The following is a 26,454-nucleotide window of genomic DNA, read 5'->3' on the forward strand; positions in this document are numbered from 1 at the left end:
CACCGTCATGACCATCGGAACCGACCCGGCCGGCCTGGCCGACGCGCCGCTGCGCCAGGCCCGCAACTCCGCCGCCTTCTGGACCGCCACCGGTGTCGCCCGCGGCCACGAGGTGATCCGCCGCCCGGGCTTCCTCGCCGTCGCCGGTGACGAGCGCGCGGGCCTTCGGATCCTGATCCAGGAGCCCGGGCTCGACGCCGGCGCGGTCGCCGACCTCACCGACCTGGCCGGCCGCGCCAAGGGGCCGGTGGACGTCGAGGACCCGTTCAGCTCGACCGACCTGGGCCACCTGGGGATGCGCACCTGGCAGATGCCGGTCATGCTGCGCGGGCCCGGCCCGGTGGAGGCACCGGCGATGACCGTGGCGAAGGTGCGCGACGAGCAGGACCTGCACGCCGCCGAGCGGGCCGTGATCGCCGGGTTCGAGCTGACCCGGTTCGAGCCCTTCCGCGGCGGCGAGCTGTTCCCTCCTTCGCTGATCGAGCAGCCGGGGGTGGACGTGTTCGTGGCGCGGCTCGACGGTGCGGTCGCCGGGGCCTGCGTGACCGTCGTGGCGGACGGGTTCGGCAGCCACTACTGGGTCGGCACCCCGGCGGCGTTCCGGTCCCGTGGGGTGGGCCGGGCGGTCATGCTCGGCTCCCTCGCCCAGCTGGTGGACCTGCCGGTCACGCTCACCGCCTCGCGGCTGGGCCGGCCGCTGTACGAGTCCCTCGGCTTCACCGCCGCGGCACCGGCTACGTGGTGGTCGTCGTCCCGCTGAGCCCGTACCACCACGACGCGCTCTCGTCGTCCATGGCTTCGACCTCCTCGTCGGACGGGCGGTGGCCGGGCGGCACCGGCACCGAGAGCGCGTCGGTGCGCAGGGCGATCTCCCGCAACTGCAGGACCGCGGGGATCGCCCTGAGCTCCTCGACGGTCGCCGCGAGGTCCACGAGCATGCCGCTGCCGAGCGTGTACCACAGCGCGATCAGCTCGCGGTCGCCGGCGCGCTCCGCCGCGGTGGCGACGGCCAGCACCGCGTCGATCAGGGCGACCGGGCGTGGTGCGACGGCGTCCGCACCGGCGAGCCGCCCGGCGTCGACCATGCGCCGCCACAGGTCGGTGCCGGCGTCGCAGTACAGCAGCGGCGGGTCGACGTAACCGTCCTCCAGCTCCGTGTCGTACCCGTCGAAGTCCTCGGCGTCCTCGTCGAACGTGCGCAACGTCGTGAACTCCGTCAGCGCGTCGAAAAACTCCCGCCGCTGTGGGTGGTCGGGGTGCTGGTCGATCGGGAACCGGTACACGAACCGGCGCCGCAGCAGCAGGTCGATCCCACGGAAGTACGTGATCGAACCGTCGTGCTGCCGCTGGAAGGCAAACAGCTCCGGCAGCCAGTCCCGCATCCGGTCGTCGTCGTGCGCGTCCAACATGCGCACCGATTCCCACACCAGATCGTCGAACACCGCCCTCACCCTTGCGTGATCATCAGCGGCCGGCCTTCGCGGGCCCACTCGACGGCGAGTCTGACGTCGACCCAGTGATCGTCGCCGTAGAGCCCGGTGACGAAGGTGGCCGGCACCTCGGCGCGGCTCAGCGTGATGGCCGTCCAGCCCCAGCCGTCGAACGCCTCGGTGTCGCCGGTGGCTTCGACGGCTCCCGGCAGCGTCGCGTAGCGGCGGCACAGCACGTGGCCGGTGTTGTTGACGTTGAGGTCGCCCTCCTCGGAGATGATCAGCGGGCAGTCGGTGGTGCCGGCCACGGACAGGGTGCCGTCGGTGGTGGCGAAGTCGATGAGCCGGGTGACCGTGGCGCCCCGGTAGACGAACAGCATGGTCGCGTCCAAGGTGACCACGTCGGCCCGCAGCGCGCCGGTCACCATGAGGGCGAAGGTCTTCTCGGCGTCCTCGTCGAGGTCGAGGGTGCCGTCGACGGTGAGGTCGCCGTCGATCACGAACGCGATGAGCCCGTCGTCCTCGTCGTTCGTGTCCGTGTTCGCGCCTCGGAACAGGCCCCCGCCGGTCCAGTCTCCGCCGATGTGGATGTCGCCCGTGAAGACGTATGCGGTGTCGAAGCCCGCGTCGAACCGCTCGAACCGGGTGAGCCGCAACGCGGCGTCGGCATCGTCGAAGGGCATCCTCGCCCATGATCCTGTGGTCACGCCGGGTCACGCTACCCGGCTGTTTTGTCATACCCCTCGTTTAGAGTGGCCGGGTGCATGTCGCAGACAGTCATGACCTGGTCAAGGTCCACGGGGCCCGTGAGAACAATCTGAAGGACGTCAGCGTCGACATCCCGAAGCGACGCCTGACGGTGTTCACGGGGGTGTCTGGATCCGGCAAGAGCTCGCTCGTGTTCGGCACGATCGCGGCCGAGTCGCAGCGGCTCATCAACGAGACCTACAGCGCGTTCGTGCAGGGGTTCATGCCCAGCCAGTCGCGGCCCGACGTCGACCTGCTCGAGGGGTTGACCACGGCGATCATCGTCGACCAGGAGCGGATGGGGGCCAACTCCCGTTCCACCGTCGGCACCGCGACCGACGCCAACGCGATGCTGCGCATCGTGTTCAGCCGGCTCGGCGTGCCGAGCGCCGGGCCCGCGTTCCACTACAGCTTCAACGTCCCGGCCGGCGCCTGCCCGAAGTGCGAGGGCATGGGCACCACCAACGACATCGACCTCGACGAGCTGTTCGACCGGGACAAGTCCCTCGCCGAGGGTGCTATCACCATCCCGGGATACAGCGTCGACGGCTGGCTGGTGCGGATCTTCGCCGCGTCCGGGTTCGTCGACGCGGACAAGCCGATCCGCGACTACACCGAGCAGGAGCTCCACGACTTCCTCTACAAGGAGCCGGTCAAGGTCAAGATCGAGACCATCAACATGACCTATGAGGGGCTCGTCCCCCGGGTCCAGAAGTCCTTCCTGCAGAAGGACAAGGAGGCGCTGCAACCGCACATCCGCGCGTTCGTCGATCGGGCCGTCACGTTCACGGCCTGCTCCGAGTGCGGCGGGACCCGGCTCAACAAGGCGGCGCTGGACTCCCGCATCGAGGGCGTCAACATCGCCGACGCGTGCGCGATGCAGATCAGCGACCTCGCCGACTGGGTCCGCGGCATCAAGGACAAGGCCGTGGCACCGCTGCTGAAGACCCTGCAGCAGACCCTGGACTCGTTCGTGGAGATCGGCCTGGGATATCTGTCGCTGGACCGGCCGTCCGGCACCCTGTCCGGCGGTGAGGCGCAGCGCACCAAGATGATCCGGCATCTCGGGTCGAGCCTCACCGACGTGTCGTACATCTTCGACGAGCCGACCGTCGGTCTGCACCCGCACGACATCCAGCGGATGAACGGGCTGCTGGTGCGCCTGCGCGACAAGGGCAACACGGTCCTGGTCGTCGAGCACAAGCCGGAGACGATCGCGATCGCCGACCACGTCGTCGACCTCGGCCCCGGCGCGGGCGGCACCGGCGGCACGGTGTGCTTCGAGGGCACCGTCGAAGGGCTGCGCGCGAGCGGGACGCTCACCGGGCGCCACCTGGACTACCGGGCATCGTTGAAATCCGATCCACGCAAGGCGAAGGGCGTGCTGCCGATCCGCAACGCGACGCGGCACAACCTGCAGGACGTCAGCGTCGACGTGCCGCTCGGTGTGCTGGTCGTCGTCACCGGCGTCGCCGGCTCGGGCAAGAGCTCACTGATCCACGGCTCGGTGCCGAAGGGCGCCGGTGTCGTCTCCGTCGACCAGACCGCGATCCGCGGCTCGCGCCGCAGCAACCCGGCGACGTATACCGGCCTGCTCGACCCGATCCGCACCGCCTTCGCCAAGGCCAACGGCGTGAAGCCGGCCCTGTTCAGCGCCAACTCCGCCGGTGCCTGCCCCAACTGCAACGGCAACGGCGTCATCTACACCGACCTGGCGATGATGGCCGGCGTCGCAACCGTGTGCGAGGAGTGCGAGGGCAAACGGTTCCAGGCGGCCGTGCTCGACTACAAGCTCGGCGGCAAGGACATCAGCGAGGTGCTGGCGATGTCCGTCACCGAGGCCGAGGCGTTCTTCGCCGCCGGCCACGCGAAGTCCCCGGGCGCGCACGCCATCCTGCACCGCATGGCCGACGTCGGCCTCGGCTACCTCACGCTCGGCCAGCCGCTCACCACCCTGTCCGGCGGCGAGCGGCAGCGGCTCAAGCTGGCCATCCACATGGCGGAGAAGGGCGGCGTCTACGTCCTGGACGAGCCCACCACGGGCCTGCACCTCGCCGACGTCGAGCAGCTGCTGAAGCTCCTCGACCGCCTCGTCGACTCCGGCAAGTCCGTCATCGTCATCGAGCACCACCTGGCCGTGATGGCCCGCGCCGACTGGATCATCGACCTCGGCCCCGGCGCCGGCCACGACGGCGGCAGGCTGGTCTTCGAGGGCACCCCGGCCGACCTGGTCGCCGCCCGCTCCACCCTCACCGGCGAACACCTCGCCAAGTACGTCGCCGCGTAACGCCAACCATCTCCGCAGGCGGGCGGCGGACCCCATCCACCGCCCGCCGCGGCGCCGCGCAGCCCGGCAGATGCGCCTCGTTGGTCTCTTTGGTCCACCCGACCCAGGTGATCGACAACCACGCTGTGACCAACATCGGAAGTCGGTGGTCGCGATGCTCATCGTGCAGGGCACCGCGCCCTACCCATGGGGTCTTCTGGTGGTGTCCGACGCCGGTTCCACGTTCCAGGATCTGCCCGAGCAGTTTCCCCCTGGGTGGCAGTTCGTCGCCGCTCGCGACGCGGTGGTGTTCAGTGTCGAGCACATGCAGTTCGCCGATGTGACGGTCCGGGTCTGGCGCGATCAACTCGGTCGCGGCGGCGGCCAGGCGCCGATCAGCTCGGCGCCGCTCACGGTGGCGTCGGGCCAGCTGGTCGTCGGTGACGTCGAGCGAAGCCCAGAGATCACGATGTACGTCGAACAGGAACCCGACGCATGCGTCATCGATGCGTACTTCGACGTACCGCTCGCGCCGGAGGCGGTCGATCTGGTGATACGCCCGGCCTGAGCCCAGAATTCGTGCCACACCGTCGCCGAACAACCCGGTGCATGCCCGCTACCTGGTGGATCGCTGTTATCGGCGGCGGTTGCGGGGGTGGTCCTTCGCGGTGCGTTCGTTGCCGTGCTTGTAGTTGCCGGTCAGGCGGGCCATCAGCTCCTGCGGATCGTCGTTCTCGACGTCGACCAGGAACCGGGCCGCCGCCGCGCCACGCAGCACGCCCGCGGGGCGGCCGTGGTGCAGCAGCTCGATGTCGCCGCTCTTGCGGACGCGGTACGTGAAACCCTCAGGCGATCCAGTCACCACCGCATCGTCCCCGCGACGGGCGGCCCACACGAGCGAGTTTCGACGTGTCGACGGCCCGGACCCGAGATCACGACGGCGGCGGTTGCTACCGTGGGCCGTGCCCATCCCGTGGCGGTCCAGCCCGGACGTGTTCGCCCAGATCCTGCGCCGCCATGGTGTCGATCCCGCGGCCGTGACCGATGTCGAGGCGGCCTGGCGCGCGTTCGGCGAGTTCCTGGACGTCGAGGTCGACGGCGTCGACCCGGACCAGGACGGCGACGGCTTCGTCATCCAGTGGGGCCGCAACTCGTGGACCGACGGGCGACTGTCCCTGACGCTGACCCGGCAGCTCATCGTCCACGACGACGCCGACCCGGAAGACGATGAGGACGCCTACGAGGGCTACGAAGGCCACGACGATTTCTGGCAGGTCGAGCTGACCATGTGCTTCGCCGACGAACCGGACCTGGTCGGCCTCGACGGGCTGGAGATCCAGGACACCAGCTTCGCCTTCGATCCGATCGGCCCGGCGAGGACGGCCGCGCTGGCCGAGGCCAGGGCGACGATGGAACGGCACGCGCAACTGCGCGCCGTCTGGCGGGTCACGCCGGTCGGCAGCGAGCTGACGTTCGACAATGTCTGCTGACTCAGCGGGCAGCGGGCGGGTCGAACCGGCCGGCCAGGTCCTTCAGGATCTCTGAGCGGCGCTGCTCCCGCGCGGCGGCCTTCGCATCGGACCGGGCGGCGGCGTGCCGGCCCGCGAGGGCGGCCTGGGCGGCGAGCTGCCGCAGCCGCAGCCCGAGCCGGCGCAGTCCGTCGTCCGGGCGCACCGCCTCCGCCAGCGCCTGCACGACCGCGATGTCGTCATTGTGCAGGGCACGATCCAGGGCGGTCGCGTCGACCGCCGCTCCCCGGTCGAGCAGGTGCCGGGCAAGGTCCGCGTCGACGGCGTGAGCGCCGACCCGGAGGCTGTTGCCCACCGGTACACCACGATCGACGAGCCACCGGGTGACGGTGGAGGACCGGTGCCGCAGCGCGACGTCGACCGGGGTCAGCCCGCCGCCGACCTCCTCGGCCGGGTCGCATCCCGACGCCACCAACCGCTCCAGCAGTGCGAGGTCGTCGGCCGCGGCGGCCCGCTCCAGCGCCAGCCGGCGCAGCCTGCGCTCCTCGATGAGGGTGCCGCGGTCCAGAGCGCCGCGCCAGTCGAGCACGGAGGAGCGCACCAGCCGGCGCAGCTTCTCTGCCAATTCCCGGACCCGCGGGTCGCCGGAGTCGTGCAGGTCGTCCACGGCGTAGCGCAGCTCGGCGCCGGCGGTGTTGTCGGCCTCCCACGGGTCGCGCTCCAACGCCAGCCGGCCGAACAGCGCACGGAGGTCACCGGCGAGCGGCGCGGCCCGGTCGCCGGCCACCAGCTCCCATCCCGCCGGTAGCCCCTGCTGCCAGGCCACGACCGCGCCGTGGTCCGGGCCTTCGGCGGTCCGGACGTACACCCGGTCGAGGTACTCGAATCCGCCGATCGGCAGGTGGACGAGCCGCCCGGACCAGCCCGGCTGGTGCTCCGCGGCCAGCGCGCACTCGTGGTCGATCCAGCCCCACAGGCCGTCGTAGGCGCCGCTGTCCGGGTAGAACAGCTCCGCGAACGACAGTGCCACGTCGTGCCCGCCGAGGTCCGCGCGCAGGTCGTAGTACAGCCGACCGCCGAACGTGGTCCGCCACAACGCCACGAGCGCGCCGGGCAGCGGTCCGGCGCACCGCGATTCCACCGCGGCGAGCACCTCGTCGGTGACGGGCGGCTGTGCCCGCAGCACCAGCCGGTCCTCGAACACCGCGATCCCGGCCTCGGCGAGGATCCGCAGTTCGGTCCCATTCATCTGCATCGCTGCTCCAGGGCAGTGCGAACGATCTCCACAGCACGCGGCACCGGTCAGGACCCCGGGTCGAACGCCGGCGCGTACGGCAGGGGGACGGATCCCCACCGGGCGGTGAGGGTGTCGTGCAGGCGGCCCGACAACTCGGCCAGTGCCGGCGTCGCGGAGGAGTGGCGGGCCTGGTCGAGCCGGTGCAGGATCGTCGCCTGGTGGGTCGGCGCGGGAGGACCCGGAGCTGTGGTCGGCGAGGCGAGCAGCGCCCGGGGCAGGAACCAGGACATCGACAGGAACGCCCAGCCGACCGTGGCGGCGTCGAGGTCCGCGCGGAAGGCGGCGGCATCCGGCACGCGGCCGCCGCCGCATACGCGTCGAGGGCGCGCCGCGTGACGGCGGACGGGAGCCGCCACGAGCACCAGCAGGACGGCCACGGCGCGGTCAGGTACGCGACGTCCCACGCCACGTGTCGCCACTGCGCGCTCTCGAAGTCGATCAGCGCGATCCCGTCGCCGGTGCGCACGTTGTTGTCCGGGCACGCGTCGGCGGGCGTCAACGCGGCGGGGCCGGCACGGTCGCCGAGCGCGCGTAGCTCGTCGAGGGCGTGCACCGGGACGTCCACACTCAGCTCGCCGCAGTGCTCCGCCAGGCTGCCGGCGGCACGGTCCAGATCCGCCGGCAGCGTCGACTCCGCCGAGGCTGCGGGAAGGGCGTCCCGGAACGCGGCGCGCAGGCCGGACGTCGCGCGGTGCAGCCCGGCGACCGTCGTGGCCCACGCCGTCACCGCGTCCGCCGCGGCGACCGGGTCCTGGCCGAGCAGCGCGTCGGCGACGCTCGGCCCGGAGCCGAGGTCCGACATCACGACGGTCGGCGGGTCGGCGCAGGCCGCGATCAGCCGCGGCGCGAGGACCTCCGGCGGCAGCATGGACAGCGCCGCGGTCTCCCGCGCCCAGCCCTCGCCCGCGTCGATGAACTCCTTGACGATGAGGGTGCGGTTGTCCGCGCGGATGCGCCGCACGCGGGACCGGTCGCTGCCGCCCAGCGGGCCCAGCGACTCCAGCCGGGCGCCCGGGAGCAGCACCCGTGCCGTGTCGAGGTCATTCCCCACCGGTGGTCCGGGGCAGTGTGAACGGCGGGGCGGTGCGGTCGAAGGCGCCGAGTTCGCCGCCGGGTTCGCCGATGTACGCGTAGCCGTCCTGGACGTAGAAGTGCATCCACGGTTCCCCGGACGGGTGCACATAGGCGACGCCGATCCAGCCCTGCGTTAGCGACCACGGGGCCAGCCAGCGCGGCACGGAGCGCATCAGGTCATACATCGCGTCGTCGACCAGGTACATCCGCACGTACAGCGCGTTCGACTCCAGCGACCGGGCCCAGCCGCCGGGCATGGTGTCGTCCGGGACCGGGAGCAGGCACTGCCAGGCCTCCAGCTCCGGCCGCTCCGGCGGCTGGTCGGTCAGGCCGAGGTGGAAGCGCAGTTCGGCCAGGACCGACTGGGGTGTGTCGGGGCGCAGCCGCAGCCGCAGCGTCCACTCGTAGTGCAGGCTCATTGGCGGGCGTACTCGAGGGCGCGGCGGACGTTGTCGGCGACCGGGTCGACCGAGTCCAGGACGAGGCGTTCGTCGTCCCAGCCTTCGAAGCCCGCGCGGCGGGCCTCGACCGACTCCCAGGTCGGCTCGGCGGCGCCGGCGAGGTCGACGTCGCGGCGCTCCTCGAGCCGCCGCCGGTGCAGGGCCGGGTCGGAGCAGACGACCTCGACGAACCGCAGCGGCACCTCGTGCCGGGCGGCCAGGTCGCGCCACTGCTGGCGGGCCACCTCGGCGTCGTTGACGGCGTCGACGACGACGGTCTGGCCGAGCTTGAGCATCGCCCCGGCGAGCGCGCCGACGACGACGAACGCGGCCAGCCCGGTCGGCTGGTCCCGGTCGATCCCCGCGGCCCACAGCGCGATCTCGACCGGGTCCACCGGCAGCACCGGCGCCGGCAGCTCCCGGGCCAGCTGCCCGGCGATCGTGCTCTTGCCGGTCCCCTGCAGGCCACACATCGCGATCAGCACCTGCACAGGTTGCCACAGTCAGTCGAGCGGATCCCAGTGTCCGGCGTACCGCAGCAGCGAGGCGGCGAGGTCCGGGTGCGCCGCCGCCCAGACCGTGTCGAACAGGAACCACTGCTGGTGCCCGAACGGCTCGTTGCAGTGCATCGCCAGCTGGGCGAGGTGCTCGTCGACCCGGAGCAGGGAGGCGCCGGGGTCCCGCCCGTCGGTGCACTCGCCGACCGCGATCAGCTCGGTGGCTTCCTGATACGCGGCGGCGTGCGCGTCCGGCATGCCGCCCGGCCACGGGTCGTCGTTGAGGTTGAAGCCCGGCCACTGGTTGCACCGCCGCAGGGTCGGTTCGACGGTGGTGTCGTCCGGGGCGACGAGCGCCCGCAGCACGAGCAGTTCCGGCGGCCAGTCGCCGGCCGGCGCGGCCGCGCGCAGGTGACCCGGCAGCCCCGGCAGGTCGACGCCGGGGAACTCGAGGGGTGCCAGCCGGGCCAGGGTCTCGCCGTCGTAGTGGGTGAGGAACACCGCGTAGGTGGTCACCGCGCCACCGGCGGGCAGTGCGTCGCCGGGCAGCGGCCAGGACCCGTGCAGCAGGTAGGCGAGCCGGTCGGCGCGGGCCGTTGCCAGGTCGTCGTGGAGGAAGAAGTAGGCCAGTTCGACCTCGTCGTCGTCGGTACGCACGCGCAGGCTCTGTCCGTCGAGCCGGATGTAGTCGGCGTCGCCCTCGACGTAGAGGTGTTCGTGCAGCAGCGTGCGCAGCTCATCGACCGTCTCCGGCCGAGCCAGCGGGTGAGACCGGGCCGCTTCGAAGATCGAGGCCAGCCCGTACACCGGACCGCCGAGCTCCGCCTCGATCCAGTCCCGTGGCGCGTCGTGGTCCCAGCCGCGCCGGAACCAGTCCAGCACGTCGCGATCCGGCAGCCGGCGGATCCGCAGGCTCAGCGGGCCCTCGTAGTGCGTGCGGTAGACGAAATACACGTCCGCGACTGTACGGCTCGCGGCAGGTCCAGTACGTTGCGCGCGTGAAGATCGTGGAGGACGACGAGCCCCGGCCCGTCGAGTTCGTCGGCGCTGGTGGGTACGGCGTGCCGTTGCCGTTCACGAACTCCTCCCGCAGACCGCCCGAGCCGCCGGCACCCGACCCACCACGAAGGCGGTGGTGGTGGCTGGTGTCGACGGGTGTCCCGGTGCTGCTGCTCGTGACGCTGTACCTGAGCGCCAGGACCACTACCGCGCCATCGGCACAGCCGGAGACGCCCCCGGAGGTGAAGAAGGCGCTCATCGACGCCGGGCTCGCCGCGCAGAGCGAGGCGCTGCTCGGCGGTGACCTGGCCGCGTACCTCAGGTTCGTGGACGCCCCGCTGCACGCCGAGTTCACGCAACGGTTCCACTCATTGCGGGCGCTGCGCGTGGGGCGGTGGTCGGCGACGGTGACCCGCATGCCGCTGGACCTCGACGACGAGGCAAACATCGACGTGGGGGTCGGGTACTGCCTCGGCGACAAGGACTGCGTACCCGTCAAGATGGTGCTGTCGAGCCGGTGGACGGTCCGGGACGGCAGAGCAGTCGCGACCACCTTCCAGCGGACCACGCTGCCGTGGGACGTGACGCCCCTGGAAGGCGTCACCGGCCGGCGGGTGATCGTGGCCGGACCGGCCTCCGTCGCCGGGCAGTTGCCGCAGATCGTCGCGGCCGCGGACCAGGCGGCCGAGGTCGCCGACCGGTACGCGCGGTGGGAACCGCCGCCGAAGCGGTACGTCGTCTACGTCGCCGCGGACGAGCAGGTGGGCTACTGGTGGATCGACGAGGGCGCGACCGCCGCGTGGACGCACGGCATCGCGGTCCAGGCTGGCCAGCAGGGCCTGACGAACCTGCTGGCGCACGAGTTCACGCACGTGGTGAGCCTGCGTCGCGGGCAGCGCCCGGAATGGTGGTTGTCGGAGGGGCTCGCGGAGTACGTCGCCGACCGCGCCGGCTCCTCGACGCGGGACCGGCTGCCGTCCGTGCGACGGTTCCTGCAGGCCGGCGGCTGGGACGGCGAGGTCGCCTACCACGGGCCGCCGCCGGGCACCCCGGAGGACGAGCGGCTCGCCCGGCTCGGCCTGGCGCTGCTCACCGTGACCTGCCTGGCGGACCGGTTCGGCGAGGACCGGATGCTGGCGTTCTTCGCGGCCGTCGTCCGCGACGAGTCGACTCCGGAGTGGGCCGCGCCGGCGTTGCTCGGCACTGACTGGGCGCCGGTCGCCGCGGCCTGCTCGGCCGAGATCCGTGGCAAGGTCAATTAACGCTTCCCCACGGATGAATCCGGGGGATTTCTGACTCAGGCTGCACGCAACCCGCTCCCGGAGGAGGTGATTGCATGTCTTACGCCATCAACGCCAGCACGGTCACGCTCCACCGTGGCGAGGATGAGCCTCGCAGCATTCTCGTCGCGCCCAGCGGTGTAGCCGCAGGACTCGCAGACGAAGATCCGTACACCCAGCCCGAGTCTTTGCTTGGCTCTCGTCAAACACCCGGAACAGGTCATGGTCGTGTAGGCGGGCGGTACCAGCACCACCCTCCGGCCCGCCCGCGTGCCACGTTCGATCAGTTCCCGCTTCGCCGCACCGATCGCGGCGTCGGCGGCCTTACGCGCCATCGTCGACTTGGCGAGGAACGTCGGTTTGAAGTCCTCGACGGCGATCGTCTGATGGTTGTCGACGACGGCCTTGGCCCAAATGCGGGCGGTGTGCTGGTTCTGCCGGGCGGCCTTCTTGTGCAGCTTCGCGGCCTGCCGTTTCGCGCGCAGGTAGCCCTTCGAAGCGGCGTGACCTCGCGGTGGGCGGCGGCGGGCCATCTTGCGCTGCGCCTTCGAGAGTTCGGCCGCGCACCTCTTGCGGTAGCCCTGGTACGGCAGGTTGTAGGCGGGATCTGTGGTGGTCGCCGTTGTGCTGACGCCCCAGTCGATGCCGATCGACCCGTCGACCTCGGGCGCATCGACGGGGTCGTGGCGGACCACGAACGACGCGTACCAGTGGCCGAGGGAGTCCTGGAGCAATCGGACGCTGGACGGTTCGGACGGCAGATTGCGGGACCACACGACCGGAATGATGATGCCGCCCGCCAGCCTGAGGCGACCGTCCTTCAGCGTGAAACCGCGCAGCGTGTAGTCGAGGCTGGGCAGCGTCTTCGACCGCTTCTTCAGGGCAGGCCGACCACGGCCCTTGACCTTGAACGAGTGCGTCAGAGCGAGGCTGTAGGTCCGCAGGATCTGCTGTTGAGCAACCTGCGACCCGTCGCGCAGCCAGCCGTTGCGGGCGCGGGCTTCGGTGAGCATCTTGCAGAGCTTGGCGAAGGTGGGTTTCCGACCGGTCTTCTGCTGGTGGACGGCCTCGTTCCACAGCCAGCGGCAGCGTCCCCATTCGGCGAGCAGTGCGGCTTCCGCCGTCGCGCCGGGGCGCAGACGGTAGGTGTAGCGCACTACCCCTTTCATAAAGAAAAATATACAGCATTGAGCTATATAGTGTCGGCATGGACGAGGTCCGATCGAACAACAACGTCGTCTACCGCTGCAACTTCCACGTGGTCTGGTGTCCGAAGTACCGGCGGCCGGTCATCACCGGCGCGGTCGATGTTCGACTCAAAGAAATTATCCGCGAGGTGTGCGCCGAACGGGACTCGCCCATCGAAGCGATCGAGACCATGCCCGATCACGTGCACCTGCTCGTCGTCTGCGATCCGCAGTTCGGCATCCATCGCCTCGTCAAACAGATCAAGGGTCGGTCTTCACGACTCCTCCGCGCCGAGTTTCCCCACCTCAAGTCCAGGCTGCCGACCCTGTGGACCAACTCGTACTTCGTCGCCACAACGGGCGGCGCGACCCTGGAGATCGTCAAACACTATGTCGAGAACCAACGCAACGTTTAAAGCACTCCCTTACCTCCCCATGCCTGAAACCAGGGGCTTCTCGGGAGCTTTTCGGTGATGACGTTGACGACGCGGTTCACGACGCTCGCGGGGGTACGGCATCCGATCATGCTCGCGCCGATGGGCGGCTCGGCCGGCGGGGCGCTCGCCGCGGCCGTCTCGCGGGCCGGCGGCCTCGGCATGCTCGGCGCCGCCGACGGCAACCGGGCGTGGCTGGACCGGGAGGTGCCGATCGTCGCCGCCGGCACCGACCGGCCGTGGGGCATCGGCTTCCTCACCTGGATGCTCGACGCCGACGCCGTGCGGCGGGCCCTGCAGCACCGGCCGCGGGCGGTCATGCTGTCCTTCGGCGACCCGGCCCCGTTCACGGAACTCGTCCGGCAGGCGGGCGCCCTCCTCATCATCCAGGTCACCGACCTCGAGGAGGCCCGCCGCGCGGTGGACCTGGGCGCCGACGTCATCGTGGCGCAGGGCACCGAGGCCGGTGGGCACGGCGCCCGGCGGGGACGCTCGACCCTGCCTTTCGTCCCCGTCGTGGTGGACCTCGCGGCGCCGGTGCCCGTCCTCGCCGCCGGTGGGATCGCCGACGGGCGCGGCGTCGCGGCGGCGCTCGCCCTGGGCGCGGCCGGCGCCGTGATCGGCACCCGGTTCCAGGCCACCAGCGAGGCCTTGGTTGACCCCGCGATCGCGAAGGCGATCGTCGACGGGCGCGGCGGGGACACCGAACGCAGCCGGCTCCTCGACCTCGCCCGTGGTTCCAGCTGGCCGGAGCGGTACACGGCGCGGACGCTCGGGCATCCGTACCTGGACCGGTGGCGCGGCCGGGAGACCGAGCTCGACGCCGGCGCCCGGCAGGAGTATCAGGACGACGTGGCCCGCGGCGCGATCCCGCCGCTGCCGGTCTGGGCCGGCGAGGCCGTGGACCTCATCAACGACCTGCCGTCCGCCGAAGACCTCGTGCCCGCCCTGGCGGCGCAGGCCGAGCAGGCACTGCACCGGGCCGGCCGGAGCGACCTGCGCCGGAAGCTGCCGATGCGGGTCCGCACCGCGGACGGCATCCACGAGTGGACACTGATCCGCACCGACGACGACCTGCTCCTGCGGGCACCCGACGGCAGGCAGTGGGCGGCCGGCGGCGACGACCTGCACGAGTCGCTGCTGTCGCTACGCCGCCGGCTGGAGGCCGACGGCATCCTGCTGTGCTGCAACGCCGCCCGGCGCAACGCGCACGGCACGGGCATGTCACGCAGCATGAGCGGGGGCGAGGCCACCTACCTGCTACGGCGGGGACGCCGCATGCGCATCCGGGACATCGTCCACGTGCTCGACCCGGCCGACTGCGCCGACGTGGTCACCATCGACGAGCAGCAGGCGTGGTTCGACGCCTGGCTGCGAACCGTCACCGGCTGGGGCTATCTGGTCCATGGCCCGCTGAGCGTGTTCCGTCGCCGCTGATCCGCAGTTCCTCGGCGATCGCGGCCAGGACGGCCCGCGGGTCGGCGGCGCGGGTCAGGGCGCGGCCGATGACGACGTGTGAGGCGCCCGCGCGGAACGCATCCACCGGGTGGGCCGGCCGGGCGTGATCGGTGCCGGCCGGGTCCGGTGCCGGCAGGGTGACGCCCGGCGTGACGATGAGCTGGTCGGAGCCGAGCAGGCGGCGCAGCGGTGCGGCGTCGTGGGGTGCGGCGACGACGCCGTGGCAGCCTGCGGCCCGGGCGAGCAGGGCCAGCCGGGTGACCTGCTCCTCGGTCGAGGCGGCCACCCCGACCTCGGCGAGGTCGGCCGCGGTGAGGCTGGTGACGACGGTCAGCGCGACCACCCGCAGCCGCGGGAACTCGGCGGCGGCGCCCACCGCGGCCGCGAGGATCCGGGAGCCGCCGGTGGCGTGGACGGTCACCATCGTCGCGCCGAGCCGTCCGGCGGCCCGGACCGCCCCGGCGACCGAGGTCGGGATCTCGAACAGCTTCAGGTCGAGGAAGACGTCCTTGCCCGCCTCGGCGAGCGTGGTCGCCAGCGCCGGGCCGGCGGCGGTCAGCAGCTGCAGCCCGATCTTGTACGACTGGCACGCGTCTCCGAGCCGCTCCACGACCGCCGACGCCTCACCGGCGGTGTCGAAGTCCAGCGCGACGATGACCCGACGGGTGAGATCCATGGTCGTCATGCTGGCATGATCACAGGCATGACCGACCGGTTCCTCACCCACCTGCCCATCGGCGGGCCGGCCGTGCCGTTCGACGGCGACGGCATTCCCGGCTGGGACACGTTCCCGTTCGACGGCGACCTGGCGGTGAAGTCGCTCGACCCGCCGGTGCTGCCGGAGCCGCCGCGCAACGGCGATGACGACCCGGCGTCGTGCTCCGTCTGCCGGGACGGGCTGAGCCGGGCGGTGTGGGCCGATGAGCACTGGATGCTGCGGCACTCCGGCGGGCCCACCGCGATCCCCGTCGTGGTGCTGCTGTGCCCGATCGGCCATTACGACCTGAGCGACCTGCCGCCCGAGCGGGCCGCCGAGATCGGGCCGATGATGCAGCGGGTCGAGCGGGCCATCATGTCCGTCGGTGGGATCGCCCGGGTGCACACGCAGAAGATCGGTGACGGGGCGGCGCACCTGCACCTGTGGTTCATGGGCCGGCCTGCCGGGCTGACCCAGCTGCGCGGCAGCTGCCTGACGCTGTGGGACGACGTGCTGCCCAAGCAGGACGAGGCCCAGTGGCGGGCGGTCCTGGCCGAGGTGGCCGCCGCCCTCGCCGCCGACGGCGGCACCGCCCACCAGAGCACCGCCGACTGAGGCGGCTACCGGACGGGCAGCGCCTCGACGAGCCGGAACCGTTGCAGCACGGCGGGTGTGGTGTCGTCGACGGTGAACTCCGGGTCGCCGAGCCAGCCACGGTAGTCCGGCCCGTGCCAGAACTCCTCGTGCCCGGCCCGCCACGCGGCGACCGTGTCGTGGCCCTCACCCTCGTCGCGGGCGTGCCTGACGTCGACGTCGCCGAGCGGGAGCACGTCGACCCGGGTCATCTCGATGACGGCGACCGGGCGCCCCGCGGAGTCGATCACCGCCGCCCGGTCGCCGGCGGCCGGCATCGGCTCGCCGTCGAGTTCGTAGTCCTGGGCCAGGGCCGTGGTGGTGGTCTTCGTCCCGTCCAGCACCGCGGCGACGAGCGCGTCGCGCAACGGGCCGGGGAAGGCGAACTGGAACACGGGCAGGTCGGCGGCGGTCATCCGGCCAGCGTAGTGCCCGCGGCGGCGGCCAGGACGACCTCGGCGGCGGTCGTGCGCGCGTAGAGCACCCGGCGCCCGGCGCGGTGCGCGCTGACCAGGCCCGCGTCGCGCAGGGCGGTGAGATGCTGCGACACGCCGGAGGCGGAAACGCCGGTCCGCTGGGCGAGTTCGGTGGTCGAGGCGGGTGTACCGAGTTCCGCCAGCAGCTGTGCCCGCGCCCGGCCGAGCACCGCAGCCAGTGCGGTCACACCCGACATGGGCCGGCTGTCCCACAGGGTGCCGGCTCCCCTGGCCGGGTACGCCAGCTGCAGCGGGTCCGGCGGCGCCGACCTGGTGAACAGGTCCGGCCCGGTGAATACCGACGGGATCAGCAGCAGCCCCGGACCGGTGGCGGCAAGGGACACCGGACCCGGCCGGCGGGCCAGGCGCAGCGTGGTGTCGACCCACGCGACCGAGGCGTGCAGGTCGTTGAGGACGTGACCGGCGCCGTGCTCCGCGACGAGGCGGGCCCGGTGGAACACGTCGGCGTCCAGCACCGCGCGGATGCGCGCCCAGTACGGCGCGAGCGCCAGCTGCCAGTACACCTCGATCTCGCTGGTGAGCAGCGGCAGTTCGGCAGCCGGGTCGGCGTGCAGGCGCCGCGCCCGCGTGCCGAGGCCGCCCTCCTGCCGGGCGAGTCGGTCGAGGTCGCGGTGGACCTGCGCGGGCGGCGTGGCCCGGATCGCGGCGAGTTCGCCGGCGAGGGTCGGGGTCGCGCCGGCGGGTGCCGGGTTGAGGAAGTCGGGCACGTATCCGGCCGCCGGGATCAGCTCGGCCAGCCGGCCCGCGGCGAGGCCGGCCGCGGCGACCCTGGGCCGGACGTCGTCGATCCACGCCTGGTGCACTGGGTGCGCCCGGCTCCGCGCGAGCAGCCGGTAGCTGGGCCCGGCCTCCCACATCGGCGAGACCGCGAACCGGACGCGGGCCAGGTCCGCCACCGAGAACGCCAGCTCCTCCATCACCCGACCCTAACGATTCGTTCCTGGCTGAATCATTCGGCCCGGCGGTGCCCGTGCCGCCAAGCTGCCGGCATGACTTCGCAGATGATCGACGCGGCGGCCGCGGGCACCTGGACTCTCGGCGATCTGGTGGTCAACCGGATCGGGTTCGGTGCGATGCGCCTGCCGCAGCACGGTGAGGCGTTCGCGCCCGGCGCCGTCCCACGCGACCGCGACGAAGCCGTCCGCGTGCTGCGGCGCGCCGTCGAGCTCGGGGTGAACCACATCGACACCGCCGCGTTCTACTTCTCCGCGCTGCGCTCGGCCAACGAGCTGATCGGCCGGGCGCTCGCCCCGTTCCGCGCCGACCTGGTCATCGCCACGAAGGTCGGACCGGCGCGGGACCGGTCGGGCGCGTGGGAGCCGCACGCGACCCCGGGGCAGCTGCGCGCGCAGGTCGAGCAGAACCTGCGGGAGCTCGGCCGGGACCAGCTCGACCTGGTGAACCTGCGCGTCGTGGGCACCGACCCGGTCGCGGAACGGTTCGGCGCGCTCGCGGACCTGCGGCAGGCGGGGCTGATCCGGCACCTGGGCCTGTCCAACGTCCACCCGCACCACCTCGACGAGGCCCTCGCCATCGCGCCGGTGGTGTGCGTGCAGAACATGTACGGCGTCGGGGTGCGCCCGGAGCAGGCCGGCCTCGTGCGGCGGTGCGGGTCGCTGGGCGTCGCGTTCGTGCCGTTCTACTCCATCGCCGGCACCGCCCGCGCCGCAGGCACCGCGGGGGTGGGTGGCACCGGCGGGGATGACGCGGTGCGCGCGGTCGCCGCGGCGCACGGGGCGAGCCCGGCGCAGATCCGCATCGCGTGGACCCTGCATCAGGGCCCGCACGTCCTGGCGATCCCCGGCACCGGCGACCCGGAGCACCTCGCCGCCAACGTCGCCGCGGGCGCGCTGCGGTTGACGGCACAGGACCTGGCGCGGCTCGACGCGGACGGGTGACGGTTCCCTCGCACCCGTGGGTGGTCGTTCGTACCTGCTCGCGACCCGGATGCCGATGTCGCGGGCCGGCTTCGAGGCGTGGCTCAACGCGCCGCTGCCGGGCCTGGACGTCATCGAGAACCCGGCCGCGATGTGGACCGGCGACGTCTACCCGGACCTGCCGCTCGGCGGCGACCAACCGCTGGCCGTGCTGCTGGTCGACCGGGCCGGCGCCCGGTTCGTCGACCGCTACCCGGTCGGCGCGCTGATCGAGCGGTTGCGCCCGGTCGAGGCCGCGTTCCTGGCGGCCGGCGAGGCCGCCGGCGGCGAAGGCGACTGGAACGCCGAAGGACTGGTGGACCCCTTGATCCGCGACGGCGACGGCGACGGCTGAAGGGCTATCCGCGGCGCACGGCCAGGACGGCGACGTCGTCGGTCGGTGCCGTGCCGTCCAGCAGCCCCATCGCCGCGTCGCAGGTGGCGTCCGCCGTGCCTGGGTGCAGGGCGCCGACCATCCGTTGCAGGCCCTTCATGATGCTCTGGTCGCGGCGTTCGACGAGACCGTCGGTGTACAGGAACAGGCCTTCGCCCGGCGCGATGGGCAGCCGGGTGACCCGGCGTTCGGCGCCCCGGTAGGCGCCCAGCGGCAGGTCCGGCGCGAGGGCGAGCAGCCGGCCCGGCCGGTCCGGATGGGTCATCACCGGTGGCAGGTGGCCGGCGCTGGACAGCGTCACCGTGCTGAGGGTGGGGTCGAGCACCGCGTAGACGGCGGTGGCCATGGCGTCGGGTTCGAAGCGCTGGACCTTGCGGTCGAGGCGGGTCAGGACGTCGGCCGGGTCGTCGGTCTCCATGGCGTACGCCCGCAGCGCGCTGCGGATGCGGCCCATCACCACGGCGGCGTGCAGCCCGCTGCCGGCGACGTCACCGATGACGATGCCGACGTGACCGGACGGCAGGTCGAAGACGTCGTACCAGTCGCCGCCGACGCCGACCTGGGCGCCGGGCACGTATCGCACCGCCACGTCCAGGCCCGGGATCGAGGGCGGCCGGGCCGGCAGGAGGCTGCGTTGCAGGGCCACCGCGGCGGCCCGGTCCAGGTGCGACCGGCGGGCCTCGGTGGCGAGACTGGCCCGGTCGGCGACCAGCTGCAGCAGCTCGATGTCGTCGGCGGTGAACCTCCGGGGCGCCGCGGTGCCGACGTGCAGCACGCCGGTGACCCGGCCGCTGCTGAGCATCGGCACCCCGAGGACCGAGACGATCCGCGCCGGCAGCAGCGCCGCCTCGACGCCGCCGGGATGGTCGAAGCGCTCGACGGCGACCGGCTGCCCGCGCACGGCGACACCGCCGGCGAAGCCGAGACCGATGGGCACCCGCACGTCGTGCCGCAGGTCCTGGTCGAGGCCGGCCGCCGCGGTGGCGACCAGGAAGGTGCCGTCCTGGTCGAGCAGCAGCGCCACGGCGCTGTCGGCGCTCAGGATGTCCAGGGTCCGCTCCAGCAGCTCGTGGAGCAGGTCCTCGAGCCCGAGCTGGGACAGGGCAGCGTCGGTCACCGCCTGCAGCCGGCGTAACCGCTCCGCACTGTCGGCTGTGGCCTTCCCGCCGCGCTTCGGCACCGTGTCCCTGCCCCTCACCCGTCGAGCTGCCTGCCCAGTGTCGCACCCGTCCCGTGCCCGCCGGATCGACCACGGTCCCCGTGGTCAGCCGGACAGGTGAATCAGCACCCCGGTCAGGTCGAGCACGTCCCGCACGATTCCGGTCGGATTGGTGATCCGGAAGTGCTGCCCCCGCTCATCCGCCAGGCGTCTGCTCTTGAGCAGCGTGTTGATGCCGGCGGAGTCGATGAACGTGACCGCCGCCAGGTCGACCACCACGCTCGGCGGGCCGGCGTCGATGGCGGCGAGGACGGCCTGGTCCAGCTCGGCGACCGTTGACAGGTCGACGGCGCCGGCGACGGTCACGGTGATCATGCCGGCGTCGCGGGTGGTGGACAGCGACAGTGCCATGGGCCCTCCTTGCGCGAAACGACGAGCGCCTGCTGACCCTATATGGTGGCGCCGCCTCGGCAGCGACGTCAGGCCGCGGCTTTGCGGTGGTGTTTGGTGCGGTACATCGCCGCGTCCGCGTCGCGCAGCAGCCGGTCGGGGTCGCCGGCCGGACCGGTGGCGACTCCGACGCTGGCGCCGACGCGCAGCGGGCGCCCGTCGAGGTCGATCGGCGCCGAGAGCGCGGCCACGATCTGCCCGGTGAGTGTGTCGACGCGGGCCGGGTGCGGGTCGGCGACCAGCACCGCGAACTCGTCGCCGCCGAGCCGGGCGGCGAGGTCGCCGGGGTGCAGCAGCGCGGTCAGCCGGCCGGCGACGGTCGTGAGGACGTGGTCGCCGACGTGGTGGCCGTGCCCGTCGTTGATCGCCTTGAAGCCGTCGAGGTCGATGACGAGCACGCTGATCCGGCCGCCGGCGGCGGGGCGCTGCAGGCGCTCGCCGAGCAGGGCACGGTTCGCGAGGCCGGTCAGGGCGTCGTGGGTGGCCTGGTGGCGCAGCTTGTCCTGCAGGGCGCGGGCCTCGGTGATGTCGCGGGCGTTGTACACCACGCCGCGCACGCTCGGGTTGCCGCGCAGGTCGGCGCCGATCACGTCGAGCCACCGGTAGGTGCCGTCGGTGTGCCGGAGCCGCACCTGGGCCGAGGCCCGGCCGGTGGGGCCGGCGGTGAGCGCGTCGAACAGGCCGGCGTCCACGGGGTGCACGCGTTCGCGGAGCACCGTGCCGAGCGCCTGCTCGGGGTCGATCCCCAGGATCCGCCCGGCGGCCGGGCTGGCGTAGATGACGGCGTCCCGGTCGTCGACGACGAGCGTGACGTCGGAGGCGTGCTGCACCAGGGAGCTGAACCACTCCTTCTGGTCGCGCAGCTCCAGCATGCTGCGGTCCAGGTCGGTCAGCAGCCGGTCGTTGTCGTGGAAGGCGGCGAGCTGCCGGGTGAGCACGAGCACCGTGATGATCACGACGCCGGCGGTCACGCCCCAGATCCGGGCGTCCGGGCGCACGCCGGCGAGCGCGGCGACGAGCAGGATCTGGGTGGCGATGACCGCCAGGTAGGGCATCCGGCTGAACCGGCCCCGCGGCCCTCCCGGCCGGTCGCCGGGGTGGTGGCGGGTCTGCAGTTCCTGCAGCCGGAGGCTGAACGCGACCAGGATGCACGGGATGAGCTGGGCGACGTTCATCAGGCCGGGGTCGGTGTCGCCGGTGACGACGGCCGCGACGGAGGCGCCGTCGCTTGACGGGCACGACGGTAAGCCGTAACTTACCGTTCGTGGCCACTTACCAAGCCGGCGACGGCTGGGACGCGCTCGGCGACCCCACGAGGCGCGCGATCGTCGCGTGCCTCGCCCAGCGGCCACAGGCCGTCGGCGAGCTCGCGGACTCCCTGCCGATCAGCCGGCCGGCGGTCTCCCAGCACCTGAAGGTGCTCAAGGACGCCGGCCTCGTCACCGATCAGGCTGCCGGCACCCGCCGGGTCTACCGGCTCAACCCGGCCGGCGTCGCCGCGCTCCGGGACCAGCTCGACACCTTCTGGCGCCGCGCGCTGGAGGGATACCAGGACGTCGTCGAACCACCCGCCGAGGAGCAGTCATGACCGGGACCGCCGAAACCACCGTCGTCCGCCGGCAGATCATCGTGCAGGCATCGATCGAGCGGGCATTCACCGTGTTCACCGAGCGGTTCGGCGACTTCAAACCGCCGGAACACACCCTCCTCGGCGTCGCGCTCGCCGAGACGGTGTTCGAGCCCAGGGTCGGCGGGCACATCTACGACCGCGGCGTCGACGGCAGCGAGTGCCGCTGGGCGAGGATCCTGGCCTACGACCCGCCGCACCGGGTCGTGTTCAGCTGGGACATCAGCCCCGCCTGGCGGCTGGAGACCGACCCGGACAACACCAGCGAGGTCGAGGTCCTCTTCACCGCCGAGGCCGCGGACCGCACCCGGGTGGACCTGGAGCACCGCCTCCTGGACCGGCACGGCCCCGGCTGGCAGGGCGTCCACGACGGCGTCTCCGGCGACGAAGGCTGGCCGCTGTACCTCGACCGCTACGTCGCCCTGTTCGCTGGGCACTGAGGAGCCGATGGCGGTGTGCACCCCTGCGCACCGCCACCGGCGTCCTGGCGTGGCAGCCGACGCCGACGGCCGCCACGGGTATCTCTCTATCTCAGCGCACCGTCCACAGCTGGTTCGGTAGGCCGAGGCAGTCCCAGATGATCATCTGGGTACCGTTCGCCGTGCCGCGGCCCGACGCGTCCAAGCAGCGCCCGGACGGAGGGTTGTAGATCGAGCCGTCGGCGCGGATGACCCACTGCTGGGCCGTGTTGCCGTAGCAGGTCCACAGCTGGACCTTCGTGCCGTTGGCGGTCAACGCCCGGTCGATGTCCAGGCACTTGCCGGACTGCGGGTTCACCAGGGCGTTGTCCTCCTGCCGCCACTGCTCGGCGCCGTTGTTCAGGCAGTCCCACAGCTGGACCTTCGCACCGTCCGCGGTGCTGCCGCCGGAGATGTCGAGGCACCGGTTCGAGCCGACCCCGACGATCGTCTTTGCGGTCGACGTCGTGGTGCCGCCCCAGTTGGCGCCGCGGCCGGACAGGGTGCCGTTGACGAACAGGGAGTTCTGCAGCTCCCGCTTGAAGCCGGCCTTGATGTTGGCGTTGTCCTGGATGCGGCTGTTGCCCCAGTAGCCGTCGGAGCAGCCGGGCTGGCCCGACGACGCGCCCGGCGGGCAGGCGAACTGCGCGATCGCCTCCCAGTTGCTGTTGATGTACGCGGCGGCCCGCAGCACGTCGGCGTTGCTGTTCACGTAGTTGAAGTACTCGTTGTACCAGGAGCCGAGCTTCGTCCAGTCACCGCCGAGCGACACCCGGTTGTTGACGTTGGTGCAGCTGGCGTCCAGCTGCGCGGTGCGGTACGCCTGCGGGGTCGACTCGGCGATCAGCGCCGGCTTGTTGTGCCCGCGGGCGAAGTTCAGGACCCGGTCGTAGAGGACCTTCGGGCTGCTGGTCGGGTTGTCGCAGGCCCACTGGTACTGCCGGAGTTGGCGTCCCAGTAGAACGTGCTCAGCGCGACCCAGTCCACCACGTCGTCGCCGGGGTACCAGTCGGCGAGGTGGTTGGCGTTGCTGAAGTCGAACTTGTACTGGGCGTCGCCGTCCTTGGCGTAGCTCGCGCTCTGCCACACGGTCGCCACGTTGGTGGCGCCGAGGGCGTCGATGCGCTGCTTCACCACGCGGAACGCGGCCTTGTAGAAGTCGTAGTTGTAGCAGTTCCACGGGCCGTCGAACTCGTAGCCGACCCGCAGGTAGACCGCCCGGCCGGTGTTGCGCAGGTAGACGATGAGGTTGTCGAGGTTCTGCCGGTACTGCGCACCGAGCGCGCCGGCGATGTCGGCGTCCTGCCGGCCGATGATGGCCCGCAGCGGCTGGTTCTGGCAGCCCGGGTTGTCGGCGAGGTACAGGCCGACGGCGAGGGCGGTGCCGGGGTACTCGGCCAGGGTCCGGTCGAAGTTGAAGACGTTGCCGTTGAGGTTGCAGGTGGCGGTCAGGCCGTTGCACGCGTTCGGGGAGATGTTGGTGTACAGCGTGACGCCGCCCAGGCGGGGGAAGGACGCGTCGACGTCGAGCACCTGAGACTTGTACGCGGTCAGATCGGGGGTGGTCTGACCGGCGAGGAACAGCACCTTGCCGTTCGGGGGGAGGTTCCGGCCGGCCACAGCGCTGGCGGGCTGCTGTGTCACGGCGGTCAGGACGGGCACGGCGACGGCGGTCGCCACGAAGATGCCCAACCCGATCAGGAGTCTTCGGGACATTGGCGGATTTCCCTTTCCTTACATTCGGGGGTGGTGTTGCTCTACGCGAGGCGCCAGTTCTGGTTGGACTGGCCGGTGCCGCACGTCCACAGCTGCAGGCGGGTGCCGTTGCCGGTGCCCCAGGCGGTCGCGTCGAGGCACTTGCCGGAGGCGGGGTTGAGGAAGGTGCCGTCGGCGCGCGGCACCCACTGCTGGGCGCTGTTGTTCAGGCAGGTCCACAGCTGCACGAGGGTGCCGTTGGCGGTGCCAGCACCCGCGGCGTCCAGGCACTTGCCGGACTGCGGGTTGATCCAGGTGTCCCCCTGCCGCCGCCACTGCTGGGCGCCGTTGCCGAGGCAGTCCCACAGTTGCACGGCGGCGCCGTCGGTGGTCCGGCCGCCGCTGATGTCGACGCACCGGTTCGAGCCCTGGCCGATGATCCGGTTCACGGTGCCGGTCCCGTCCGCGCAACAGTGGGTGGTCAACGGCAACGGCACGATCGTGAACCCGGCCTCGGGCAAGTGCCTGGACGCCACCGGCCGCGGCACCGCCAACGGCACCGGCCTGCAGATCTGGGACTGCTACGGCGGCCCCGGCACCCAGTCCAACCAGGTCTGGTCCCTGCGCTGAGCCGACCGGCGCCCCGTCGGCCATCCGGCCGGCGGGGCGTGTCACGGCCGGCGGCGCGCCTCAGAACAGGCTGAGCGGCTCGACCGGCTCCGGATCGGGCAACGGCTCCAGCTGCGGCAGCCGGGCGCGGACGGCGTCATGGAAGCGGCGGGCCAGGTCGGGCGCGTCCGCGTTGTCCGGGGTGTGCACGAACACTGTCGGCGAGCGGCCTTCACGCAGCCACGCGGTGACGACGTCGAGCCAGCCCTGCCACCCCTCGACGGTCCTGCCGTTGTCGTCGCGGCCGAGGTACCGCACGATCGGCCGCTCCGTCAGTGCCACCGTCCGCAGCGGCATCCGCGGCTTCTTGCTCCAGGCGTCGCGTTCGGCGTCACTGGTCGGCGGGTCGCGGAAGAACGCGGTGGTGTCGAACGGAATCCACTCGGCCGCGGTGCCTTCCAGCGCCGCCTCGAGGCTGGCGGTCGAGCGGGCGTCGGTGAAGAAGCCGGGGTGCCGGACCTCGACCGCGTACCGGTGCGACGCCGGCATCCGCCGCAGGAAACTACTCAGCACCGGGACGTCGTCGGGCCCGAACGACCCGGGCAGCTGGATCCACAACGCGTGGGCGCGGGACCCCAGCGGCTCGACCGCGTCGAGGAACGCGCGGACGTCGGCGGCCACGTCGGTGAGGCGGCGCTCGTGCGTGATCCGCTTCGGCAGCTTGACCACGAGCCGGAACCCGGGGTCGGTCTGCTGCGCCCACGTCGCCACCGTCTCCCTGGACGGGGTCGCGTAGAAGGTGGTGTTGCCCTCCACCGCGTTGCACCAGCCGGCGTACGCCCGCAGCCGCTCACCCGCCGGCAGGGCGTTCGCCACGAAACGCCCCTGCCAGGCCTTCAGCGTCCACATCGCGCATCCCACGTGCAGCCGCATGGTCAGGTCATCGTCTTCAAGCGGCGCAGGTCCAGGATGTCGACGTCGCGTGGTTCGTAGCCCTGGTGGAAGGTGAGCTGCAGGCGCGCCGAGATGCACGGGACTGCGCGGCCGTCGATCGCGCCCGTGGTGAGGTCGGCGCCCGGGTAGTCGAACCAGGCGCCGTCGAAGCCGGCCTGCCGTCCGTCGCCGTCCTGGAACACCACTGGGTGCAGGTCGACGCGCCCCCGGTCGGGTGCCACGACCTCGACGCGGACCGGTCGCCAGTCGGTCTCCACGACGTAGCCACGGTCCGCAAGCACCCGCAGCGCGTCGGCCTCCCGGGCCGCGTCGATCGCGAGGTCGAGGTCGCGGTGCGGGCGCGTCTGCCGGCCGACCAGCGCGTCGACACCCCAACCACCGGAGATCCAGCACGGACAGCCGGCCGCCGCAAGCGCGTCAAGCACCGCATGCACTTCCGCCGCTTCGGTTTCCACCCGTGGATTGTGCCGTGCCCACCGCCGCCCACCGCAGGTCGGGTCATCCCAGGCCGCCGAGGCGGTCCGTTGCGGTCCGCGTGGGTTTTTCGACCAGACCTTCAAATATTCGCCCAAACGGCGCGGGGACTTGATGGCACCGCCCGGCCTTCGGCCGTGCGACAGGGTTGCGTGGTCACCCTTGTAGCCGTCTTGCGGTGATCCCAAGCCAGGCCCGAACTCACATGATCCAGCGCCGTCGAGGTCATCATTCGGTGCTACAACACCACCTTCCCGCCCAAGAACGAAAGACGTCGATTGCTGGACCGGTCGGTACCAGCGCTCCCGAACAG

At 72.0% G+C, this 26,454-nt stretch carries 32 protein-coding genes and 2 pseudogenes; 13 read left to right on the forward strand and 21 right to left on the reverse strand.

What is annotated here, in order from left to right:
- The first annotated feature begins 7 nt into the window (after positions 1–7).
- Positions 8–760 carry a GNAT family N-acetyltransferase gene (locus ACFPIJ_RS29780; protein ID WP_380119690.1) on the forward strand — a complete coding sequence of 251 codons (753 nt, stop codon included), beginning with the start codon at positions 8–10 and terminating at the stop codon, positions 758–760.
- Here ACFPIJ_RS29780 and ACFPIJ_RS29785 read toward each other — a convergent pair.
- The gene (locus ACFPIJ_RS29785; protein ID WP_380119692.1) at positions 735–1,442 is read right to left on the reverse strand and encodes a hypothetical protein; all 708 of its coding nucleotides are present in this window, start codon (positions 1,440–1,442) and stop codon (positions 735–737) included. The genes ACFPIJ_RS29780 and ACFPIJ_RS29785 overlap by 26 nt on opposite strands.
- 5 nt (positions 1,443–1,447) lie before the next feature.
- Positions 1,448–2,113: a hypothetical protein gene (locus tag ACFPIJ_RS29790; RefSeq protein WP_380119694.1), complete on the reverse strand. Its 666-nt coding sequence runs from the start codon at positions 2,111–2,113 to the stop codon at positions 1,448–1,450.
- A 77-nt stretch (positions 2,114–2,190) separates the two neighbouring features.
- Here ACFPIJ_RS29790 and ACFPIJ_RS29795 point away from each other — a divergent pair, with 77 nt between their 5' ends.
- Together ACFPIJ_RS29795 and ACFPIJ_RS29800 are read left to right on the forward strand one after the other, a co-directional pair.
- Positions 2,191–4,464, forward strand: a complete 2,274-nt coding sequence (locus ACFPIJ_RS29795; RefSeq protein ID WP_380119696.1) for an ATP-binding cassette domain-containing protein — start codon at positions 2,191–2,193, stop codon at positions 4,462–4,464.
- A 154-nt stretch (positions 4,465–4,618) separates the two neighbouring features.
- Positions 4,619–5,011: a hypothetical protein gene (locus tag ACFPIJ_RS29800; RefSeq protein WP_380119698.1), complete on the forward strand. Its 393-nt coding sequence runs from the start codon at positions 4,619–4,621 to the stop codon at positions 5,009–5,011.
- 66 nt (positions 5,012–5,077) lie between these two features.
- Here ACFPIJ_RS29800 and ACFPIJ_RS29805 read toward each other — a convergent pair whose 3' ends face one another.
- Entirely contained in the window at positions 5,078–5,305 is a 228-nt protein-coding gene (locus ACFPIJ_RS29805; RefSeq protein ID WP_203847366.1) for a hypothetical protein, read from the reverse strand.
- A 100-nt stretch (positions 5,306–5,405) separates the two neighbouring features.
- On the opposite strand from ACFPIJ_RS29805, the gene ACFPIJ_RS29810 reads away from it, so the two are divergent.
- Complete coding sequence (locus ACFPIJ_RS29810; RefSeq protein ID WP_380119700.1) at positions 5,406–5,933, forward strand: hypothetical protein; 528 nt, start codon at positions 5,406–5,408, stop codon at positions 5,931–5,933.
- 1 nt (position 5,934) lies between these two features.
- On the opposite strand, the gene ACFPIJ_RS29815 is transcribed toward ACFPIJ_RS29810, so the two are convergent.
- From ACFPIJ_RS29815 to ACFPIJ_RS29840, 6 genes and pseudogenes are all read right to left on the reverse strand, one after another.
- On the reverse strand, positions 5,935–7,167 hold the full coding sequence (locus ACFPIJ_RS29815) for a hypothetical protein (RefSeq protein WP_380119702.1): 1,233 nt from the start codon (positions 7,165–7,167) through the stop codon (positions 5,935–5,937).
- 47 nt (positions 7,168–7,214) lie between these two features.
- A complete protein-coding gene (locus ACFPIJ_RS29820; RefSeq protein ID WP_380119704.1) occupies positions 7,215–7,505 on the reverse strand; it encodes a hypothetical protein in 291 nt (96 codons plus the stop codon).
- Positions 7,506–7,531: 26 nt separating this feature from the next.
- Positions 7,532–8,260 (reverse strand): annotated as a pseudogene (locus tag ACFPIJ_RS29825) (phosphotransferase); the annotation flags it as partial.
- Positions 8,250–8,702, reverse strand: coding sequence for a hypothetical protein (locus ACFPIJ_RS29830; RefSeq protein ID WP_380119706.1), 453 nt, complete (start codon positions 8,700–8,702; stop codon positions 8,250–8,252). The pseudogene ACFPIJ_RS29825 and the gene ACFPIJ_RS29830, both read right to left, overlap by 11 nt.
- Entirely contained in the window at positions 8,699–9,208 is a 510-nt protein-coding gene (locus tag ACFPIJ_RS29835) for a P-loop nucleotide/nucleoside kinase family protein (protein ID WP_380119708.1), read from the reverse strand. The genes ACFPIJ_RS29830 and ACFPIJ_RS29835 overlap by 4 nt, the downstream gene beginning before the upstream one ends.
- A gap of 18 nt (positions 9,209–9,226) precedes the next feature.
- A complete protein-coding gene (locus tag ACFPIJ_RS29840; protein ID WP_380119710.1) occupies positions 9,227–10,174 on the reverse strand; it encodes a hypothetical protein in 948 nt (315 codons plus the stop codon).
- A gap of 44 nt (positions 10,175–10,218) precedes the next feature.
- On the opposite strand from ACFPIJ_RS29840, the gene ACFPIJ_RS29845 reads away from it, so the two are divergent.
- Positions 10,219–11,481, forward strand: a complete 1,263-nt coding sequence (locus ACFPIJ_RS29845; protein WP_380119712.1) for a hypothetical protein — start codon at positions 10,219–10,221, stop codon at positions 11,479–11,481.
- 35 nt (positions 11,482–11,516) lie between these two features.
- Here the strand turns inward: ACFPIJ_RS29845 and ACFPIJ_RS29850 are convergent, their stop codons facing one another.
- Positions 11,517–12,656 (reverse strand): RNA-guided endonuclease InsQ/TnpB family protein, encoded by a 1,140-nt coding sequence (locus ACFPIJ_RS29850; protein ID WP_380119714.1) that lies wholly within the window; start codon positions 12,654–12,656, stop codon positions 11,517–11,519.
- Between the two features lie 50 nt (positions 12,657–12,706).
- On the opposite strand from ACFPIJ_RS29850, the gene tnpA reads away from it, so the two are divergent.
- Both tnpA and ACFPIJ_RS29860 read left to right on the forward strand, forming a co-directional pair.
- Positions 12,707–13,102: an IS200/IS605 family transposase gene (gene tnpA, locus ACFPIJ_RS29855; RefSeq protein ID WP_380119716.1), complete on the forward strand. Its 396-nt coding sequence runs from the start codon at positions 12,707–12,709 to the stop codon at positions 13,100–13,102.
- A gap of 57 nt (positions 13,103–13,159) precedes the next feature.
- Complete coding sequence (locus ACFPIJ_RS29860) at positions 13,160–14,557, forward strand: nitronate monooxygenase (protein ID WP_380119718.1); 1,398 nt, start codon at positions 13,160–13,162, stop codon at positions 14,555–14,557.
- Here ACFPIJ_RS29860 and pyrF read toward each other — a convergent pair.
- Positions 14,502–15,263: an orotidine-5'-phosphate decarboxylase gene (pyrF, locus tag ACFPIJ_RS29865; protein WP_380119720.1), complete on the reverse strand. Its 762-nt coding sequence runs from the start codon at positions 15,261–15,263 to the stop codon at positions 14,502–14,504. The genes ACFPIJ_RS29860 and pyrF overlap by 56 nt on opposite strands.
- A gap of 18 nt (positions 15,264–15,281) precedes the next feature.
- On the opposite strand from pyrF, the gene ACFPIJ_RS29870 reads away from it, so the two are divergent.
- Positions 15,282–15,890: an HIT family protein gene (locus ACFPIJ_RS29870; protein WP_380119722.1), complete on the forward strand. Its 609-nt coding sequence runs from the start codon at positions 15,282–15,284 to the stop codon at positions 15,888–15,890.
- 5 nt (positions 15,891–15,895) lie between these two features.
- On the opposite strand, the gene ACFPIJ_RS29875 is transcribed toward ACFPIJ_RS29870, so the two are convergent.
- Both ACFPIJ_RS29875 and ACFPIJ_RS29880 read right to left on the reverse strand, forming a co-directional pair.
- A complete protein-coding gene (locus tag ACFPIJ_RS29875; RefSeq protein WP_380119724.1) occupies positions 15,896–16,324 on the reverse strand; it encodes an ASCH domain-containing protein in 429 nt (142 codons plus the stop codon).
- Positions 16,321–17,322: an ArsR/SmtB family transcription factor gene (locus ACFPIJ_RS29880; protein WP_380119726.1), complete on the reverse strand. Its 1,002-nt coding sequence runs from the start codon at positions 17,320–17,322 to the stop codon at positions 16,321–16,323. The genes ACFPIJ_RS29875 and ACFPIJ_RS29880 overlap by 4 nt, the downstream gene beginning before the upstream one ends.
- A gap of 72 nt (positions 17,323–17,394) precedes the next feature.
- Here ACFPIJ_RS29880 and ACFPIJ_RS29885 point away from each other — a divergent pair, with 72 nt between their 5' ends.
- Both ACFPIJ_RS29885 and ACFPIJ_RS29890 read left to right on the forward strand, forming a co-directional pair.
- Positions 17,395–18,303: an aldo/keto reductase gene (locus ACFPIJ_RS29885; RefSeq protein WP_380119728.1), complete on the forward strand. Its 909-nt coding sequence runs from the start codon at positions 17,395–17,397 to the stop codon at positions 18,301–18,303.
- Positions 18,304–18,319: 16 nt separating this feature from the next.
- A complete protein-coding gene (locus ACFPIJ_RS29890; RefSeq protein WP_380119730.1) occupies positions 18,320–18,676 on the forward strand; it encodes a hypothetical protein in 357 nt (118 codons plus the stop codon).
- A gap of 4 nt (positions 18,677–18,680) precedes the next feature.
- Here ACFPIJ_RS29890 and ACFPIJ_RS29895 read toward each other — a convergent pair whose 3' ends face one another.
- The 3 genes from ACFPIJ_RS29895 to ACFPIJ_RS29905 form a co-directional block, all read right to left on the reverse strand.
- Entirely contained in the window at positions 18,681–19,913 is a 1,233-nt protein-coding gene (locus ACFPIJ_RS29895) for a PP2C family protein-serine/threonine phosphatase (RefSeq protein ID WP_380119732.1), read from the reverse strand.
- A 66-nt stretch (positions 19,914–19,979) separates the two neighbouring features.
- Entirely contained in the window at positions 19,980–20,285 is a 306-nt protein-coding gene (locus ACFPIJ_RS29900) for an STAS domain-containing protein (protein WP_380119734.1), read from the reverse strand.
- 68 nt (positions 20,286–20,353) lie between these two features.
- Positions 20,354–21,499, reverse strand: coding sequence for a diguanylate cyclase domain-containing protein (locus tag ACFPIJ_RS29905; protein WP_380119736.1), 1,146 nt, complete (start codon positions 21,497–21,499; stop codon positions 20,354–20,356).
- 89 nt (positions 21,500–21,588) lie between these two features.
- On the opposite strand from ACFPIJ_RS29905, the gene ACFPIJ_RS29910 reads away from it, so the two are divergent.
- Positions 21,589–21,912: an ArsR/SmtB family transcription factor gene (locus ACFPIJ_RS29910; protein ID WP_380119738.1), complete on the forward strand. Its 324-nt coding sequence runs from the start codon at positions 21,589–21,591 to the stop codon at positions 21,910–21,912.
- Positions 21,909–22,391, forward strand: a complete 483-nt coding sequence (locus ACFPIJ_RS29915) for an SRPBCC family protein (protein ID WP_380119740.1) — start codon at positions 21,909–21,911, stop codon at positions 22,389–22,391. The genes ACFPIJ_RS29910 and ACFPIJ_RS29915 overlap by 4 nt, the downstream gene beginning before the upstream one ends.
- A 91-nt stretch (positions 22,392–22,482) precedes the next feature.
- Here the strand turns inward: ACFPIJ_RS29915 and ACFPIJ_RS29920 are convergent, their stop codons facing one another.
- The 3 genes from ACFPIJ_RS29920 to ACFPIJ_RS29930 form a co-directional block, all read right to left on the reverse strand.
- Positions 22,483–23,181 (reverse strand): RICIN domain-containing protein, encoded by a 699-nt coding sequence (locus ACFPIJ_RS29920; protein WP_380119742.1) that lies wholly within the window; start codon positions 23,179–23,181, stop codon positions 22,483–22,485.
- Between the two features lie 104 nt (positions 23,182–23,285).
- Positions 23,286–24,125, reverse strand: a complete 840-nt coding sequence (locus tag ACFPIJ_RS29925) for a glycoside hydrolase family 26 protein (protein ID WP_380119744.1) — start codon at positions 24,123–24,125, stop codon at positions 23,286–23,288.
- Positions 24,126–24,166: 41 nt separating this feature from the next.
- Entirely contained in the window at positions 24,167–24,553 is a 387-nt protein-coding gene (locus ACFPIJ_RS29930) for a ricin-type beta-trefoil lectin domain protein (protein WP_380119746.1), read from the reverse strand.
- Between the two features lie 16 nt (positions 24,554–24,569).
- Here ACFPIJ_RS29930 and ACFPIJ_RS29935 point away from each other — a divergent pair.
- Positions 24,570–24,734: pseudogene (locus tag ACFPIJ_RS29935) on the forward strand (RICIN domain-containing protein); the annotation flags it as partial.
- A 60-nt stretch (positions 24,735–24,794) separates the two neighbouring features.
- On the opposite strand, the gene ACFPIJ_RS29940 reads toward ACFPIJ_RS29935, so the two are convergent.
- A complete protein-coding gene (locus ACFPIJ_RS29940) occupies positions 24,795–25,622 on the reverse strand; it encodes a DUF72 domain-containing protein (protein WP_380120913.1) in 828 nt (275 codons plus the stop codon).
- Positions 25,623–25,648: 26 nt separating this feature from the next.
- Entirely contained in the window at positions 25,649–26,092 is a 444-nt protein-coding gene (locus tag ACFPIJ_RS29945; RefSeq protein ID WP_380119748.1) for a nucleotidyltransferase domain-containing protein, read from the reverse strand.
- Positions 26,093–26,454: the final 362 nt, after the last annotated feature.

This window comes from Dactylosporangium cerinum (genome assembly GCF_042653625.1).
In the GTDB taxonomy this organism is placed as follows: Bacteria; Actinomycetota; Actinomycetes; order Mycobacteriales; family Micromonosporaceae; genus Dactylosporangium; species Dactylosporangium cerinum.